Annotated in this window: 14 protein-coding genes; 7 read left to right on the top strand and 7 right to left on the bottom strand. The window is 72.6% G+C overall.

The features are described from left to right. Positions 1 to 287: 287 nt before the first annotated feature. The 4 genes from VM636_RS30025 to VM636_RS30010 all read right to left on the bottom strand — a co-directional run bounded on the left by VM636_RS30025 (position 288) and on the right by VM636_RS30010 (position 2977). Positions 288 to 1505, bottom strand: coding sequence for an IS110 family transposase (locus VM636_RS30025; RefSeq protein ID WP_338483161.1), 1218 nt, complete (start codon positions 1503 to 1505; stop codon positions 288 to 290). 283 nt (positions 1506 to 1788) lie between these two features. Beyond that, on the bottom strand, positions 1789 to 2079 hold the full coding sequence (locus VM636_RS30020; RefSeq protein WP_234340506.1) for a DUF202 domain-containing protein: 291 nt from the start codon (positions 2077 to 2079) through the stop codon (positions 1789 to 1791). 44 nt (positions 2080 to 2123) lie between these two features. After that, positions 2124 to 2480, bottom strand: coding sequence for a DUF202 domain-containing protein (locus VM636_RS30015; protein WP_030422234.1), 357 nt, complete (start codon positions 2478 to 2480; stop codon positions 2124 to 2126). Then, a complete protein-coding gene (locus tag VM636_RS30010) occupies positions 2480 to 2977 on the bottom strand; it encodes an LLM class flavin-dependent oxidoreductase (RefSeq protein WP_053914780.1) in 498 nt (165 codons plus the stop codon). Before VM636_RS30010 ends, VM636_RS30015 begins: the two co-directional genes overlap by 1 nt. Before the next feature lie 188 nt (positions 2978 to 3165). Between VM636_RS30010 and VM636_RS30005 the strand changes: the two genes are divergently transcribed. Beyond that, positions 3166 to 4122 (top strand): ABC transporter substrate-binding protein, encoded by a 957-nt coding sequence (locus VM636_RS30005; RefSeq protein ID WP_030422232.1) that lies wholly within the window; start codon positions 3166 to 3168, stop codon positions 4120 to 4122. Positions 4123 to 4162: 40 nt separating this feature from the next. On the opposite strand, the gene VM636_RS30000 is transcribed toward VM636_RS30005, so the two are convergent. Further along, complete coding sequence (locus tag VM636_RS30000; RefSeq protein ID WP_338486247.1) at positions 4163 to 4828, bottom strand: hypothetical protein; 666 nt, start codon at positions 4826 to 4828, stop codon at positions 4163 to 4165. Positions 4829 to 5992: 1164 nt separating this feature from the next. On the opposite strand from VM636_RS30000, the gene VM636_RS29995 reads away from it, so the two are divergent. The 3 genes from VM636_RS29995 to VM636_RS29985 are packed head-to-tail and all read left to right on the top strand — an operon-like array spanning position 5993 to position 8745. Then, positions 5993 to 6901 (top strand): MBL fold metallo-hydrolase, encoded by a 909-nt coding sequence (locus VM636_RS29995; protein ID WP_051821498.1) that lies wholly within the window; start codon positions 5993 to 5995, stop codon positions 6899 to 6901. Between the two features lies 1 nt (position 6902). Beyond that, on the top strand, positions 6903 to 7916 hold the full coding sequence (locus tag VM636_RS29990; protein ID WP_051821497.1) for an ABC transporter substrate-binding protein: 1014 nt from the start codon (positions 6903 to 6905) through the stop codon (positions 7914 to 7916). 43 nt (positions 7917 to 7959) lie between these two features. Continuing rightward, positions 7960 to 8745, top strand: coding sequence for a cyclase family protein (locus VM636_RS29985; RefSeq protein WP_030422227.1), 786 nt, complete (start codon positions 7960 to 7962; stop codon positions 8743 to 8745). A gap of 101 nt (positions 8746 to 8846) precedes the next feature. Here VM636_RS29985 and VM636_RS29980 read toward each other — a convergent pair whose 3' ends face one another. After that, complete coding sequence (locus tag VM636_RS29980) at positions 8847 to 10343, bottom strand: aldehyde dehydrogenase (RefSeq protein WP_030422226.1); 1497 nt, start codon at positions 10341 to 10343, stop codon at positions 8847 to 8849. A 213-nt stretch (positions 10344 to 10556) separates the two neighbouring features. On the opposite strand from VM636_RS29980, the gene VM636_RS29975 reads away from it, so the two are divergent. Continuing rightward, positions 10557 to 12182: an AMP-binding protein gene (locus VM636_RS29975; RefSeq protein WP_338486244.1), complete on the top strand. Its 1626-nt coding sequence runs from the start codon at positions 10557 to 10559 to the stop codon at positions 12180 to 12182. Positions 12183 to 12230: 48 nt separating this feature from the next. On the opposite strand, the gene VM636_RS29970 is transcribed toward VM636_RS29975, so the two are convergent. Then, positions 12231 to 13124 carry a PaaX family transcriptional regulator C-terminal domain-containing protein gene (locus tag VM636_RS29970; protein ID WP_030422224.1) on the bottom strand — a complete coding sequence of 298 codons (894 nt, stop codon included), beginning with the start codon at positions 13122 to 13124 and terminating at the stop codon, positions 12231 to 12233. Positions 13125 to 13252: 128 nt separating this feature from the next. Between VM636_RS29970 and VM636_RS29965 the strand changes: the two genes are divergently transcribed. Both VM636_RS29965 and VM636_RS29960 read left to right on the top strand, forming a co-directional pair. Then, positions 13253 to 14113 carry an ABC transporter permease gene (locus tag VM636_RS29965; protein WP_030422223.1) on the top strand — a complete coding sequence of 287 codons (861 nt, stop codon included), beginning with the start codon at positions 13253 to 13255 and terminating at the stop codon, positions 14111 to 14113. Continuing rightward, a complete protein-coding gene (locus VM636_RS29960) occupies positions 14110 to 14946 on the top strand; it encodes an ABC transporter permease (protein ID WP_234312747.1) in 837 nt (278 codons plus the stop codon). The genes VM636_RS29965 and VM636_RS29960 overlap by 4 nt, the downstream gene beginning before the upstream one ends. Positions 14947 to 14960 lie beyond the last annotated feature (14 nt).

Here is a 14960-nt window from a genome sequence, read left to right as displayed (position 1 = left end):
CCTGTGGCTGAGGTGACCAGGGCAGCGCAGCGGCGCGGTGCTTGGCGTGGGTTCGCAGGTCGGCGGCGCGCACTGGCGGCAGGAGCAGTGGCCGGCCGATCTCCACCAGGCGCCCGTACCGGCCGCGCAGGCGCCGACGGGGCTTGCGCGGCCGGGCACACACACCCCGTACCTGCTCTGGTGCCGGCGTCTCGGCTTCCGCCTGGGCGAGCTCTTGAAGGGGGGGTGCCTCTATGTCTTTCGTCAAGGCGCCTAGGTTTGGTTTGGGATGGTTTGGCTTGCCGGGGTCATGCGGCGAGTTCGACGTCCCTGGGGACGCGGGGTTCGTAGAAGGTGCCGTCGCGGAGCATGGCGAACAGGACGCTGATGCGTTGGCGGGCGAGCCGGAGAAGGGCCTGGGTGTGGGTTTTGCCGCGGGCTCGCTGGCGGTCGTAGTAGGTGCGGGAGGCGGGATCGGCGTTCATGCAGGCGAAGGCGGAGAGGAACATGGCCCGCTTGAGCTGACGGTTTCCGCCTCGGGGTGCGTGCTCGCCGTGGATCGAGGTCCCCGAGGATCTCGTGGCCGGGGCGAGGCCGGCGTAGGAGGCGAGGTGGGCGGCGGTGGGGAAGCCGGTGCCGTCGCCGACGGTGACCAGCAGGACGGCGGCGGTCCTGACGCCGACGCCGGGCATCGACGTCAGGACCGGGGAAAGAGGGTGCGCCTCCAGCAGGGCGTTGATCTGGGTTTCCAGGGCCCGGCGCTGTTCGTGGACGGCTCCCAGCGAGCGGGCCAGGGTGGGGATCACGATGTCGAGGGTGCCGGTGCCCGGGACGACGACGGTCTGCTCGTCGAGGGCGTCGAAGACGTCGTCGATCAGCCGCTTGGCCATGCGCGGGGCCTTGGGCCGGATGGCCTCGACGAGTCTGCGGCGGCCGGCTTTGCGCAGGGCGGCCGGGGAGCCGTGGCGTTCGAGCAGCCAGGTGACGGCCTGGTGGTCGAGGCGGGGGCCCAGGACGCGTTCCAGGCTGGGGTGGAACTGGGTGAGCAGGCCGCGTATCCGGTTGCTGGTGCGGGTGGCCTCAGCGGCGAGGTCCTGGTCGAAGCCGACAAGCACGGTCAGCTCGGCGGTGATCTCGTCGGTGAGTTCGAGCGAGCGCAGAGTGTGCGGCATGGTGCGGGCCGCGTCCGCGATCACGGCGGCGTCCTTGGCGTCGGTCTTGGCCTCGCCCGGGTAGAGGTCGGCGATCCGGCGCATCGCCAGTCCGGGCAGGTAGGCGACCTGGCAGCCCGCGTCCCGGGCCACGGTGAGCGGCAGGGCGCCGATGGAGGCGGGCTGGTCCACGATCACCAGCACGGTGCCGAACTTCGCGGCCAGCTTGTCGAAGACGGCCCGCAGCTTCGGTTCGCTGTTGGGCAGCTGCTTGTCGAAGACCTTCTTGCCGGCCGGGGTGAGTCCGTGGCCGTGATGGGCACTCTTGCCGACGTCCAGGCCGAGGAACACGCCCGCGTCTTCGGTGTCGAACATCGCACCCTTCCAAGGTGTTGACGGTGCCGGCCTCGGCTTCGGTGTCGTACGCGCGCATCCACGTTATGCAGACCTGCCGCCCGCGAGCTGCCCGGCATTGCGCCGGACCGGACGGTGGCCGGACCTCTGATCAGCGTCTCCGACGGCACCTCCCGGGCCCGGTGACACCACCCCCCAGGTCATCCGATCGACAGGGGGACACAGTCATGCCGGGCCCGGAGGCCAGCGGCCCTCTTGCAGGACCGCGAAAAACATAACGGGGAGCCAGGATCCCCTTTCCGGTTCACACCTGAAGCAGGAGACACCAGATGGTGGCGGCTCCACACGCGGCAACCGCGGCCGAGACGGCGAGGAGCGAGTGCGCGGCCGGGGGTGAGTCGGCGCGGACTGCCAAGGCCCGGCGGCGGGCGGCAGCGTGCAGTTGCAGAGCGGCGGCAAGGGCCGCGATCAGCAGGCCGAGCACGGTGATCGCCGGCTGGCCGCGAGTGAGGCCGGTCCGGACGACCAGGGCGGCGTCCGCCGCCAGCACCAGTACGGTGCGGCTCCAGGCGAGCAGCGTTCGCTCGGGCTGCACGCCGGGATCGCGCGGCGGACCGAAGCCGGGGCCGTGGCCACCCGTCACCGGGGGATCCCCACGAGGGCGCAGACGACCGCGGCGGCTGCGGCGGTGCCGAAGGTGACGATGAGCAGGAGCCGCGTGTGTGGCAGCGGCGCCGCGTGGCGCATCGCCCGTTCGTTCCGTTCCCAGCGCCGGTAGGCGGAGCAGCCCAGGAGCGCGCCGCCCAGCGCCAGCAGGACGCTGAGGGCGACCCGGATCCGCTCCGGGGCCAGTTCCGGGGCCAGCTGGTGGATCGCGATCGCACCGACCACAAGGGCCAGCGCCGTGCGGATCCAGGCCAGGAAGGTGCGCTCGTTGGCCAGGGAGAAGCGGTAGTCGGGCTCGTCGCCCTCCTGCCGCCAGCCGGGTTCGGGCATCAGCCGGCCTTCCGGTTCGGTGTGCGGGCGGCGGTCAGCGCCGCGGCTGTCCGGCTCGCCGCGGCGGCTGCCGTCCGCAGCCGCGCCGTGGGGGCGGCGATCGTCTTCTTCTCGCACACTCCCGCGGGTCCGTGGGCCGTGCGCGCGAGGGCCGCCTGGCTGGCCGTCACCAGCGGGTGGCCGAAGGCGGTGTGGAGGGTGGCGGAGGCCGAGACGCGGGTGGTGGGCGCCAGGATCCCGGCCGCCCAGGTGATGGGTTCGGGCACGCCCCCGTGGAAGTCGGTGTCGCCTCCGCGGCCGGGCCGGCGGGCGATCGGCAGCATGAGGTCCACGCCGGCCTCGTCCGCGGTCCGGGTCCGCGGGAGGCCGTCGTCCCGGCTGCCCGGCCGGTGCTCGGGCAGCCGGGTGACCGCGAGTCCGCTGCCGCAGGCGCAGGCGCAGGCGGCGGAGAAGGTCCCGGTCTTCCTGCCGGTGTCCGTCGGCACGGGCCTGGCCATGAGCACCCCCCTCCACTGCGCACGCATCACCTCGGTGGCATGTTGGGTTTTGAACCTAAGAGCGAGCCGGAGTCACCGTCAAGGGGGAAGCGGGCAGGCCCGACAAACCGTTGACACCTCTCCTCGGTGATGCGTAATTTGTCTCGCGCCGAGTTCCATCACCGCGCACTTGCTCATCAGGAGTCACCATGCGCAAGTTGACTGTCGCCGCGCTCTTGCCGCTACTCGCCCTCACCGCATGCGGCAGTGGCCAGGAGACCGCCGCTTCCACGGACGGCGGAGTCACCACCGTCAACGTCGGTGTCATTCCGACGATCGATGTCGCCCCGCTCTACCTGGCCCAGAAGAAGGGCATCTTCGAAAAGCACGGCCTGAAGCTGGAACTCAAGGAGGTCCAGTCCGGCGCCGCCGCCACGGCCGCCGTCATGAGCGGCGAGTACCAGTTCGGCTTCGCCGCACCCGTGCCCGAGATCCAGAGCCAGGCGAAGGGGCTGCCCATCACCGTGGTGGCCGGCGCCATCTCCCAGGGTCCGGCGCTCAGTCAGGCCCTGGTGGTCAAGGGCGGCAGCCCGATCAACTCCGTCACCGACCTCGCCGGCAAGACCGTCGCCGTCAACGCCCTTCAGGGCATCAACGACCTGGTCACCCGCGCGACCGTGCAGAACGCCCACGGCAACGAGAAGGACCTGAAGTTCATCGCCCTGCCCTACCCGGACATGCAGGCCGCGCTGGACACCGGCCGGATCGACGCCGCCTGGCTGATCGAACCCCTGCTCAGCAGCGCGCTCGCCGCCGGCGACAAGGTCATCTCCGAGAACCCCCAGGGGGCGCTCGTCGGCCCGGACACGAGCTTCTCCTCGTACTTCACCACGCGGTCCTACGCCAAGGAACGCGCGTCCACGGTCGACCGCTTCGTCGAGGCCGTCAACGAGGCCAACGAGTATGCGGAGCAGCACCCCGACGAGGTCCGGCGCATCATCCCCGATTACACGGCGATCAAGCCGGACATCGCCGCCAAGATGGCGATCGGCCGTTACATCACCACGCTGGACGAGCCCACCTACAAGGTGCTGGGCGACTACATGCTCCAGTACGGCTGGATCGACAAGGCTCCGGACCTGAACACGTTGCTGCGCCGGCCCTGACCGCGCGGACGGCGGCACAGGCCACCGGCCGGCCCCGCTTTCACCCCCGCACGCGCTCAAGCAGGCCGGCCAGCTTGCCGAGGTCGATGCCGCCGCGGCCGTCGCCGATGCCGGTGGAGACGAGAATGTGGTCGACCAGCCCGACGTAGTCGGCGACGTTGCCGGGCGTCACCCCGCTGGCGAGGGCCAGCGGGTGGTCACCGAGCCCCTGCCGCAGGGCGTGCAGGCGGCCGAGGTCGGCGGCCTGGCCCGTACCCGGGCCCGAGGTGGTGGCGACGTCGGCGATCCGGCGGGCCGCCGCGCCGAGGGCGGGCAGCTCCTCCAGGGGCACCGGCTGCTGGTACTTGAAGGCCACGCCGCCGAAGTGCAGGCCGTGCCAGCCGGTGCGCTCCCGCATCCGCGTGAACGCCACGGCGGCCTGCCCCGGGTCACCGAAGCCCGCGCCCGCGTCGTCCGTCCACAGGGCGTGCAGGCAGATGCCGTCCGGCAGCCCGCGATGGAGCAGCGCGAGCGCCTGGACGGGCTCCCGGCGGAAGACGCTCGCTCCCAGGAACAGATCCGGATGGGCGGCGCTCACCGCCTCGATGGAGCGGACCAGGCGATCGTCGTCGGCGTCGTGGTCGATCAGGAAGACGCCGTCGACGCCGTGGGAAACCGCGAGGCGCACCTGGTCGAGAAGGCGCACCTCGTCGCTGAGCTGGATCACTGGGTGGATCCGAGGAATGTGCCCGCGCATCTCTCGCTCCCGCCTTGCCGCCGACCCGGCCGGGAGACAGACATACAACATCTCTGCCCGCTCACCTGTCCACTGTTGGAGGAGCATGGATGAGGTCCGCCCCCGCCCCGGGCCCGGCCGCCCCACCGCCCACCACCTCGGCCTGACCACCCCGGATCTCGACCGCGGTGTCGCCTTCCGCGTCGCCGCCTTCGGCATGCGGCTCGTGCGCGGACCCGAGACGGTGTCCGCCGGCCCCGCCGGTCCCGCCGGCCCCGCCGTGGCCGCCGTGTACCGCGACCTGTTCGGTCCCGGCCGGTCCAAAAGCCGGCTTGCCCGGCTCGGGGGAGGCGGCAGCCTACGCCTGGAACCGTCCGAGTCCGCCGCGGGCAGCGACGCGCCGCGAACCGCCGCGCCGAGGACGGCCCCGCCGGAGGCGCTCACGCGGAGGGCGGCCACACCGGGCAGCCGGCGGGGCCGTTCGGCCGGCGCCGGCCCGGCCCCGCCCACCTGGCGCCGGCCCGCGACGGCGTCCCCGCGGCCGCCGCGCGGGGCAAGACCGCGGGCGGTCGCCGGGTGAGAGCCGTGCACACCGTCGCCCGGGGCACGCCCTGCCGCTGCCTTGACCCGGGCGGCACCGTGCCGGAGTCGGCGGACGCCCGCTTCGGGGGCGGCTTCGACACCTCCGGCTGCGGACACCCGCCGGGCGGCGCGGACCGGGAGCGGCGATGAGCGCGGCCGCCGACGCGCCGGCCGTCGGGAGCGGGGTCAGCGGCCTGGTGGCCGCGGCGCTGCCGGCCCGGACGGGCCCGCGCTCACCGTGCTGGAGCGGCGCCACGCCGACCTGGCCGGCGGCGACCCCTACGGCGGGTCCACGGAGCCGGACCAGTGCCTGGTGTGGCGTCCGCTGCCCGGCCCCCGGTCGCGCCGGTCCCCGCGCGGGGGCTGTGGCACATCGGTGCGGGCACCCGCCCGGGGCCCCGGGCCTGGCGGCGGCCCCGGGGTACGCGGCAGCCGCCGCGCCGACCGGCGGCGAGCGGCTGCCGCCGGCACGGATCAGAGGTCCGCGCGATACCGGAACACGATGCTTTACACATCACCTCAGCAAGGTGTAGATATTTGCCATCGACGCCCCCCTGCCTCAGGAGAGAGCACATGTCCACGACGCCGGAGGGCCGCGAGGCTCCTGATTCCCGGCCCGCCCGACGCAGCAGGCTCGTCCTGCTCGGCACCGGCGGCGGCCCCACCATCCACAAGAACGCGACCCGGTCGGGGCCGGCCAACGCGGTCCTGGTCGACGGGGTCGCCTACCTGGTGGACTGCGGCGAGGGCGCGCCCCGCCAGTTCGTCCGGGCCGGGCTCTCGCTGACCGACATCGACAACATCTTCATCACGCACCAGCACTTCGACCACAACAGCGACCTGGGCAACTTCCTCGCCTACACCTGGTTCGCCGGACGCCGCGCCCCCGTCCACGTCTGGGGGCCACCCCGTCTCGAAGGGCTGCTCGACGACTACATCCGGCTCAACGAGTTCGACTTCCGGCTGCGGGAGAAGGAGACCGGCCGGCCGCCGTTCGACCCCGTCCCGCGCGCCCACGAGCTGGAGATGGAGGGCCGCATCGAGCACGAGCCCGTCCAGGTGATCAGCGACGAGCGGGTGACCGTGACCGCGATCCGGGTCAACCACGGCCTGGTGCCGTCGGTCGCCTACCGGTTCCGCACTCCGGACCGGGACATCGTCTTCAGCGGCGACCGCGGCGGCGAGGACGACATCGCGGGCTTCGCCCGGGGAGCGGACGTCCTGGTGCACGAGGTGCTGCACTACGAGGCGATGCGGCAGACGCACCCCAACGCCCCCGAGGCCGTACTCGCCCACTATCGCAACGACCACACCTCCCCCGAGGACGTCGGCCGGGTCGCCACCGAGGCCGGGGTGCGGACCCTGGTGCTCAACCACGTGCTCCCCGACAACGACCTGGTGGACGAGAGCGAGTGGATCCGGCTGGTGAGCCGGACCTTCGACGGCGACATTCTGCTCGGCACCGACCTACTGGAGGTCTGACATGGCACACACGGCACACCCGGTGTGGCTCAGACGGCTCACCGCCCTCGCGGGAGCGGCCGCCCTGACACTGACCGCCGCCGCGTGCGGCTCCTCCCCCGCCGGCGGGGACGCGAAGAGGGCCGACGGCCGGACCAAGGTCCGGATCGCGGTCATCCCGACGGTGACCAAAGCCCCCATGTACCTCGGCATCGAGAAGGGCTTCTTCGCCGAGGAGGGGCTGGATGTGGAGCCCACCGTCGTTCAGGACGGGGCGGCGGTCACCGCTGCCGTGGTCAGCGGCCAGGCCGAGTTCGCCAGCAGCGCGCTGGCGCCGACCGCGGTGGCCGCCGCCAAGCAGCTGCCGATCAAGATCGTCATGACCGCCGCCTCGACCTCGGCCCCCGACTCCGCGACCACGCCCTACGGCGACGCCGTGCTCGTGGTCCGCGAGGACAGCCCGATCACGTCGGTGGCCGACCTCAACGGCAAGACGATCGCGGTCAACGCGCTCAAGGCCGGCCTGGAGCTGGCGGTGCGCGGAGCCGTCGACCGGCTCGGCGGCGACTCCTCGACGCTGAAGTTCCTGACCCTCCCGTTCCCCGAGATGGCCACCGCGCTGGAGCAGAAGCGTGTCGACGCCATCGCCCCGGTGGAGCCGTTCGTCAGCTCCGCGGTCGCGGACGGCGCCCGCGTCTTGCACCACACCTACCCGTTCGACCCGGCCCAGCAGCCGGAGTTCGTCAACTCCGTCTACTTCACCGGCAGCCGCTACGCCGCCGAGCACGGCGACGTGGTGAAGGCCTTCGCCCGGGCGATCGCGAAGTCCAACGCGTACGCGGCGGACCACCCCGACGAAGTACGCGCCGTCCTGCCGAAGTACACCGGCGTCAAGGCCCAGGCAGCCAAGACGTTCGCCCTCCCGGACTACCCCGCCACCTTGAACAAGGCGGCCTACCAGTCCGAGATCGACCTCATGGTCAGGTACGGGTTCATCGACAAGCCCCTCGACACCTCCTCGCTCTACACGCAGTGAGCACCGTCGGCGGCGACAGCGGACACAGGGACCGGAGTCAGACATGAACCAACCTCTGCTGGACGAACTGCTCGGCGCGCTGGCGGCGGGTGAGGTCGAACTCGTCGACCTCACCCAGCCGCTCTCCGAGCGGACACCCGTGATGCGCGTGCCCGAGCCCTTCGTCAACACCCAGGGACTGCGCGTCCGGGAGATCTCCCGCTACGACGAGCGCGGAGCCCGCTGGTACTGGAACCACCTGGAGCTCGGCGAGCACGTCGGCACGCATCTGGACGCCCCCGTCCACTGGTACACCGGCCGGGGGCGCGAGGACGTGGCGAGCGTGCCGCTGCGGCGGCTGGTCGGGCCGGCGGTCGTCATCGAGTGCGCGGAGCAGGCCGCCGCGGACCCCGACTACCTGCTCACCCTCGACGAGCTGCGGGAGTTCGAGAAGGAGCACGGCGCGCTGCCCGAGGGCGGCTGGCTGCTGATGCGGACCGGCTGGGACGCCCGCGTGCACGACCCGGCGCTGTTCCTCAACAACGCCTCCGGCCGCCCGCGCACTCCCGGCATCGCCGCGGACTGCGCCCGCTACCTGGCCCAGGAGACCGGGATCGTGGGGGTCGGCGTCGAGACGGTGGGCACCGACGCGGGCGCCTCGCCGGCCTTCGACCCGCCCACGCCGGTGCACCACTACATGCTCGGCGCCGGCAAGTGCGGCGTCACCTCGCTGACCAATCTCGACCTGCTGCCGGTCCGGGGCGCGATGGTCGTGGTGGCCCCCCTGCGCCTGGTCGGCGGCAGCGGCAGCCCGGCCCGGGTGATGGCGTTCGTTCCGCGCGGCACCTGAGACGCGGCCGGGCGGACGAAAGCGGATCGCCCTTCGGAACCCGCCTCGGGCGGGACATCCGAAGGGCGATCCGCTTTCAGGCGTCCCCGCGTCGCGCGGGCTCAGCGCACCGAGAACGGGTCGCGGGTCTTCCCGCTCAGCTCGACCCAGACCGCCTTGGTCTCGGTGTACGCCCTGATGCCCTCGATGCCGTTCTCCCGGCCGATTCCGCTGTGCCCGAAGCCGCCGAACGGCACCGCGGGCGAGAAGGCGCGGTAGGTGTTGACCCAGACCGATCCGGCCCTGACCTGGTTGGCGACCCGCAGCGCGCGGTGTACGTCCCGGCTCCACACGCCGGCCGCGAGGCCGAACCGCGTGTCGTTCGCCAGCGCCACCGCCTCCTGCTCGTCCTTGAAGGCCGTGACGGCGAGCACCGGGCCGAAGACCTCCTCACGGGCGATCCGCATCCCGGGGCGGACCCCCGTCAGGACCGTGGGCTCGACGAAGAGGCCCTCGACGCCGGCGGGCGCACCGCCGCCGCAGACCACGGTGGCGCCCTCCTGCCGGGCCGCCTCGATGTGGGACAGCACGTGGTCGTGCTGGACCTGGTTGACCAGCGGGCCCATCTGGGTCTGCTCGTCGGTCGGGGAGCCGAGCCGGATGGCACGGGCCCGCTCGCTGACCTGGCGCACGATCTCGTCGTGCAGGCTCTCATGGACGATCAGCCGCGAGCCGGCCATGCAGGTTTGCCCGGAGCCCAGGAAGATCCCGTTGATGACACCGTTGACGGCGCCCTCGACATCGGCATCGTCGAAGACGACCTGGGCCGACTTGCCGCCGAGCTCCAGGGTCAGCCGGGTCAGGTTGCCGAGAGCCGCCCGGCCCACGGCGACGCCGGTGGTGGTGGACCCGGTGAAGGCGATCTTGTCGACGCCCGGGTGAGCGGTCAACGCCTGCCCCACCGCGGGGCCGAAGCCGGTGACGACGTTGTACGCACCGTCCGGCACCCCGGCCTCGGCCAGCCGGTGGCCCAGCTCGATCGCGGTGACCGGGGTGTAGTCGGACGGCTTGACCACGATGGTGCAGCCGGCGGCGAGCGCCGGGGCGAGCTTCCAGGAGAGCAGGAGCAGCGGCGCGTTCCACGGCACGATCGCCCCGACCACCCCGACCGGCTCGTGCCGGGTGTAGACGAGCATGTCCGGCCGGTCGGTGGGGATGGCCTCGCCGGCCAGCTTGTCGGCCATCCCCGCGTAGTAGTGGAACCACTGCGCGACGAAGCGGACCTGCGCGCGGGCGTCGCGCAGCAGCCGGCCGCTGTCGCGTGCCTCCAGGAGCGCCAGCTCCTCCAGGTCGCGCAGCAGCAGGTCGCCGACGCGGCGCAGGACGCGGGCCCGGTCGAAGCCCGTGGTGGCGCCCCAGGCGCCGTCCAGGGCGCCGCGGGCCGCCGCGACGGCGGCGTCGACGTCCCGGGCGTCGCCGTCGGGGACGGTCGCCCAGGGCAGGCGGGTCGCCGAGTCGGTGCTGTCGAAGGTCGCGGCGGACGCGGCCGGGCAGGGCCGGCCGCCGATGAGCATCGGGAAGGACTGCGGCGCCACGGGCTCGCGAGCAGGGGAGGTCATCAGGGCCCCTTTCGGGCGTTCGGCGGAGGTGTCGCGCTGCACGGCAGCGCTCCGACCACATTAGTAAACACATCACCATGGTTCGACGTCCACCATTTCGTGGTGCGGGTATCCTCCGGTTCACGCAAGCCTCGGCGGTCCCCCTGGCCGCGGACATGCCCTGGTTATCATCGGCGGCAGTGATCTGTTCGGGGCCGGGACGCAGGAGTCGTAATGTCGGAGTACAGCGCTCACGTCGACCACTTCGTCCAGGATCACCTTCCGCCGCGCGAGCAGTGGCCCGAGCTGGTCTACGACCTGCCCGACCTCCGGCTGCCCGACCGGCTCAACTGCGCCGTCGAGCTCCTGGACGGCTGGAGCGCGGCCGGGCGCGGCGCCGCTCCCTGCCTGATCACCGCCGACACCACCTGGACCTTCGCGGACCTGCGCGAACGCATCGACCGGATCGCCCATGTGCTGGTCGAGGAGCTCGGGGTGCGGCCGGGCAACCGGGTCATGCTGCTCGGCTACAACTCCCCCATGCTGCTGGCCTGCTGGTACGCGGTGGTGAAGGCCGGTGCCGTGGCGGTCACCGTCGTTCCCTCACTGCGCTCGCGCGAGCTGGCCGAGGTGGCCCGGCGGGCACGGGTGGCCTTCGCCCTCTGCGACCACCGGCTGGCCGGCGAACTGCGGGCCGCCCAGCGGGATTCGCCGCTTCGCACCGTCCTCACCTGGGGCGGGCCGCTGCCGCAGAACCTGGACGGGCGGATGCGGGCCCACCCGGCCGCGTTCGAGGCCGTCGAGACCGCGGCGGACGACCCGTGCCTGATCGCGTTCACCTCGGGGTCGACCGGCGTGCCCAAGGCCGCGGTGCACACCCACCGCGAGGTGCTGGCGGTCTGCCGCTGCTTCAGCGGCGCGGCCCTCCACCCCACCCCCCGGGACATATTCATCGGCAGCCCGCCGATCGCCTTCACCTTCGGACTGCTGGCCCTGGCCTGCTACCCCGTCTACGTCGGGGCCTCGGTCGTGCTCCTGGAGCGGGCCGGCCCCGAGGAGCTGGTGGCCGCGATCGAGCGCCATGGCGCCACCATGTGCTTCAGCGTCCCCACGGTCTACCGCACCTGGCTGCGCTCGGGCGCCACCGAGCGGCTGTCGTCGCTGCGGGTGGCGATCTCCTCGGCGGAGCCGCTCCCCCGGGCCACCTGGCTGGAGTTCCATCAGGCCACCGGGCTCGAGCTGGTCAACTGCCTGGGCTCGACCGAGATGCTGCACGCGTTCATGACGACGGGCACCCGGGCGCCCCGGCCCGGCTCGGTCGGCCGCCCGGTCCGGGGCTACCGGGCCGTGATCCTCGGGCCGGACGGGCAGCAGCTCGGCGACGGGGAGGTCGGCCGGCTGGCGGTCAAGGGCCCCAGCGGATGCCGCTACCTCGACGACCCGCGCCAGGCGGAGCAGGTGCAGGGGGGCTGGAACCTGACCGGCGACCTGGCCCGCCGCGACCCCGACGGCTACTACTGGGTCGAGGGCCGGCGCGACGACATCATCGTCTCGGCGGGCTACAACATCTCCGCGGCGGAGGTCGAGGAGACCCTGCTGGAGCACCCGGGCGTCGCCGACTGCCTGGTCGTGCCGGTACCGGACGCGATGCGCGGCCAGGCGGCCAAGGCGTACGTCGTGCCGACGCCGCGGGTGGCCTCGAACGAGGACGGCGCCCGGGCCCTGCAGGACTTCGTCCGCCGCCGGATCGCCGCCTACAAGTGCCCGCGAGAGGTCGAGTTCATCGACGCGCTGCCCCGGACGGCCACCGGCAAGGTCGCCCGGCACCGCCTGAAAGCCTCCGCCCGCGACGCCCGCTGACGTACCGCCGCCCGGGCGCCGGCTCCGCCGCCGAGGGGCGGCCGGCGGTCAGCCCCCGCCGGCGCCGACGACCGCGTCGAAGTGCCGCTGGGCGGGCTCCCGGAGCGTGGCGTAGGCCCGGTCCAGGAGGCTGATCGCGGCGGCGCGCGCGGGGTGCTCCGGCATCAGCGGGGGCGGCAGCCCGGGGTCCAGGGCGGGAAACTGGCGGAAGTTGTGCATCAGCTGCGTCCGGACCCGGAAGGCCGTGGCGTCGCCCTGGCCGGCCGCCTCCTGCGCGGCACCGAACTCGCGCACGAACGCGTCGTAGCGGTCGTTCAGCGCGGGCAGGTCCCACGCGCGCTCCACGATCGGGCGCAGGCTGAAGGCCGTGGACAGCCGCCCCGTCACCAGGCTGCAGAACTCCCCCACGCCGAGTTCGGTGACGAGCCGGACCACCTCCTCCTCGTGGTCGCCGACCGAGATCCAGTTGCCGTCCTGGACCGAGCCGAACCCCAGGAACCGCAGCCGGCGGGCGAGCTGCCCCCGCTCCAGGCGGCGTTTCTCGGGCAGGGTGTGCCACAGGACGGTGAACACGTCGCCCCGGCCCCGGTCGCCGCCGAGGTGGAAGATCCTGCGGTCGCCCTCGGCCAGCAGCCGCTCGGCGCGGTCGGTGAGCCGGTAGGAGACCAGCCGGCCCTCCTTGACCCGCGAGATGAGATCACGGCGGACCAGGCGGGCCAGGGCCACCCGAGAGGCCCCCGTGGAGAACCCGAACTCGCCGATCAGCTGAACCAGCCCGCCCGACCAGACGCTCTCCAGGCGGTTGCGCACGTTGTCCGCGAGCAGGGTGAGCACGAGGTCCTGCGGCTGCGGCGGTTCGAGCCATCCCTGCGTGGGGAGTGCCGCCGCCGCTTCGTCCGACGCCTTGCCCAGCTCCCTCAACTCGTTGCCACTGCTGGACATTTCGCTCCGCCACCTCTTCCGCCGACCGCCATGAATTGTAGGCCCTTGACAGGGCGCGAAGCCTCGGGCAAGCATGTGCAACACATCACCACGGTGATGAGTCTACTGAAATTCTCAGGAGGAGCGAGATGGCTTTGCCGCGCACCGCGCAACCCCTCGCCCAGCGTTCTGGGGCGCCGCCCGTCCGCCGGTCCGCGGTGGCCCGCCGCGGTGCGAAACGCGCGGCGCGGCCCTGGCCGCTCCCGCTGGGCACGCTGGCCGCAGTCCTGCTGGCCGTCGAACTGATCATCCGCAGCGGCGCGGTCGGGAACCAGTTCCCGACGGTCACGGCGGTCGTTGCCGCCCTGGCCGGCCAGCTCGCCGAGGGCGGGTTCTGGGCGAGCATCGGGGAGACCGTGCAGAGCTGGCTGCTGGGCTTCGCCATCGCCGCGCTCCTCGCCGTCCCGCTGGGCCTGGTCCTCGCGTCCACGCGGTTCCTGTTCCGCAGCACCCGCCTGGTCATCGACTTCCTGCGCCCCATCCCCCCGGTCGCGGTCCTCCCGCTCGCCGTTCTGCTCCTGGGCACCGGCAGCGAGATGAAGATCTGGCTGGTGGCCTTCTCGGCGCTGTGGCCGGTGCTTTTCCAGACCGTCTACGGCGCGCAGGACGTCGACCCCGTCGCGCGGGACACCGCACGGGCCTACGGGCTGAACCGCCTGTCACAGTACCGCCACGTCGTACTGCCGGGCGCTGCCCCCTACATCGCCACCGGCCTGCGGCTCGCCACCACCGTCGCCCTGGTGGTGACCATCGCCACCGAGCTCATCGTCGGCTCCTCGGGGCTGGGCTACCGGATCAACCAGGTCCGCTACGCGAACGAGATCCCGCAGATGTACGCGCTGATCCTGGTCGCCGGCGTGCTCGGCTGGCTGAGCACCGTCGTCTTCCGGGCGCTGGAACGGCGCGTCCTGCACTGGCACCCCTCGCAGCGGCAGGAGGCCGTCCGGTGAAGCGCCGACTGACAGGCCTGCTCGTCGAGGCGTGGCTGCCCGTGACCATCCTGGTCACCTGGTGGCTCGCCTCGGCCTCCTCCACCTCCGTCTACTTCCCCTCGCTGCAGACGATCCTGACGTCGTTCAAGGACACCTGGCTCTTCGCCCGGTTCGGCAGCGACGCGCTGCCGAGCCTGGCCCGGTTCGGCGCGGGGTTCCTCATCGCCATCGTCCTGGGCGTCGCCCTCGGCACCGTCCTGGGCCTGACCCCGGCGCTGCGCCGGGCGCTGGACCCGCTGCTCGACTTCTTCCGCTCGCTGCCGAAGCCGGCCCTGCTGCCCATCGCCATCGTGGCGTTCGGTGTGGGCGACGGAATGAAGATCTTCATCATCGCCTTCGGCACCCTGTGGCCGATCCTGCTCAACACCATCGACGGCGTCCGCGGCGTGGACCCGCTGCTGCTGCAGATGTCCCGCGTCTACGGCCTCTCCTCCTCCCAGCGCATCCGGCAGGTGGTGCTGCCCGCCGCCGCTCCGCAGATCTTCGTCGGCGCCCGGGTCTCGCTGTCCATCGGCATGATCCTCATGGTCGTCTCGGAGATGGCGGGCTCGACCAACGGCCTGGGCTATTTCGTCCTGCTGTCCCAGCAGACCTTCGCCATTCCCGAGATGTGGGCGGGCATCATCCTGCTCGGCCTCATCGGCTACGTCACCAACCTTCTCTTCGTCCTCGCCGAGCGCCGGCTCCTGGCCTGGCACGCCGGCTGGCGGGCCACCGCCCTCGGCGAGCCGGCCGCGCCCGCCGCGCCGAAGAAGCCCTCCGCGTCCGGCGCCACGACGCCGTCACGCTGACCCTCGCGACCCGC

Origin of the sequence: Streptomyces sp. SCSIO 75703 (genome assembly GCF_036607905.1) — a bacterium.
Lineage (GTDB): Bacteria > Actinomycetota > Actinomycetes > Streptomycetales > Streptomycetaceae > Streptomyces.
This window is presented reverse-complemented; position numbering and strand designations above follow the sequence as displayed.

Bases quoted from the DNA above. Each gene is read 5' to 3' on its own strand.
- VM636_RS30005 (WP_030422232.1), top strand. From the start codon at position 3,166: ATGCGCAAGTTGACTGTCGCCGCGCTCTTGCCGCTACTCGCCCTCACC.
- VM636_RS29975 (WP_338486244.1), top strand. From the start codon at position 10,557: ATGTCGGAGTACAGCGCTCACGTCGACCACTTCGTCCAGGATCACCTT.
- VM636_RS29980 (WP_030422226.1), bottom strand. From the start codon at position 10,343: ATGACCTCCCCTGCTCGCGAGCCCGTGGCGCCGCAGTCCTTCCCGATG.
- VM636_RS30010 (WP_053914780.1), bottom strand. From the start codon at position 2,977: ATGGCCAGGCCCGTGCCGACGGACACCGGCAGGAAGACCGGGACCTTC.
- VM636_RS29995 (WP_051821498.1), top strand. From the start codon at position 5,993: ATGTCCACGACGCCGGAGGGCCGCGAGGCTCCTGATTCCCGGCCCGCC.
- VM636_RS29985 (WP_030422227.1), top strand. From the start codon at position 7,960: ATGAACCAACCTCTGCTGGACGAACTGCTCGGCGCGCTGGCGGCGGGT.
- VM636_RS30015 (WP_030422234.1), bottom strand. From the start codon at position 2,480: ATGCCCGAACCCGGCTGGCGGCAGGAGGGCGACGAGCCCGACTACCGC.
- VM636_RS30025 (WP_338483161.1), bottom strand. From the start codon at position 1,505: ATGTTCGACACCGAAGACGCGGGCGTGTTCCTCGGCCTGGACGTCGGC.
- VM636_RS29965 (WP_030422223.1), top strand. From the start codon at position 13,253: ATGGCTTTGCCGCGCACCGCGCAACCCCTCGCCCAGCGTTCTGGGGCG.
- VM636_RS29970 (WP_030422224.1), bottom strand. From the start codon at position 13,124: ATGTCCAGCAGTGGCAACGAGTTGAGGGAGCTGGGCAAGGCGTCGGAC.
- VM636_RS29990 (WP_051821497.1), top strand. From the start codon at position 6,903: ATGGCACACACGGCACACCCGGTGTGGCTCAGACGGCTCACCGCCCTC.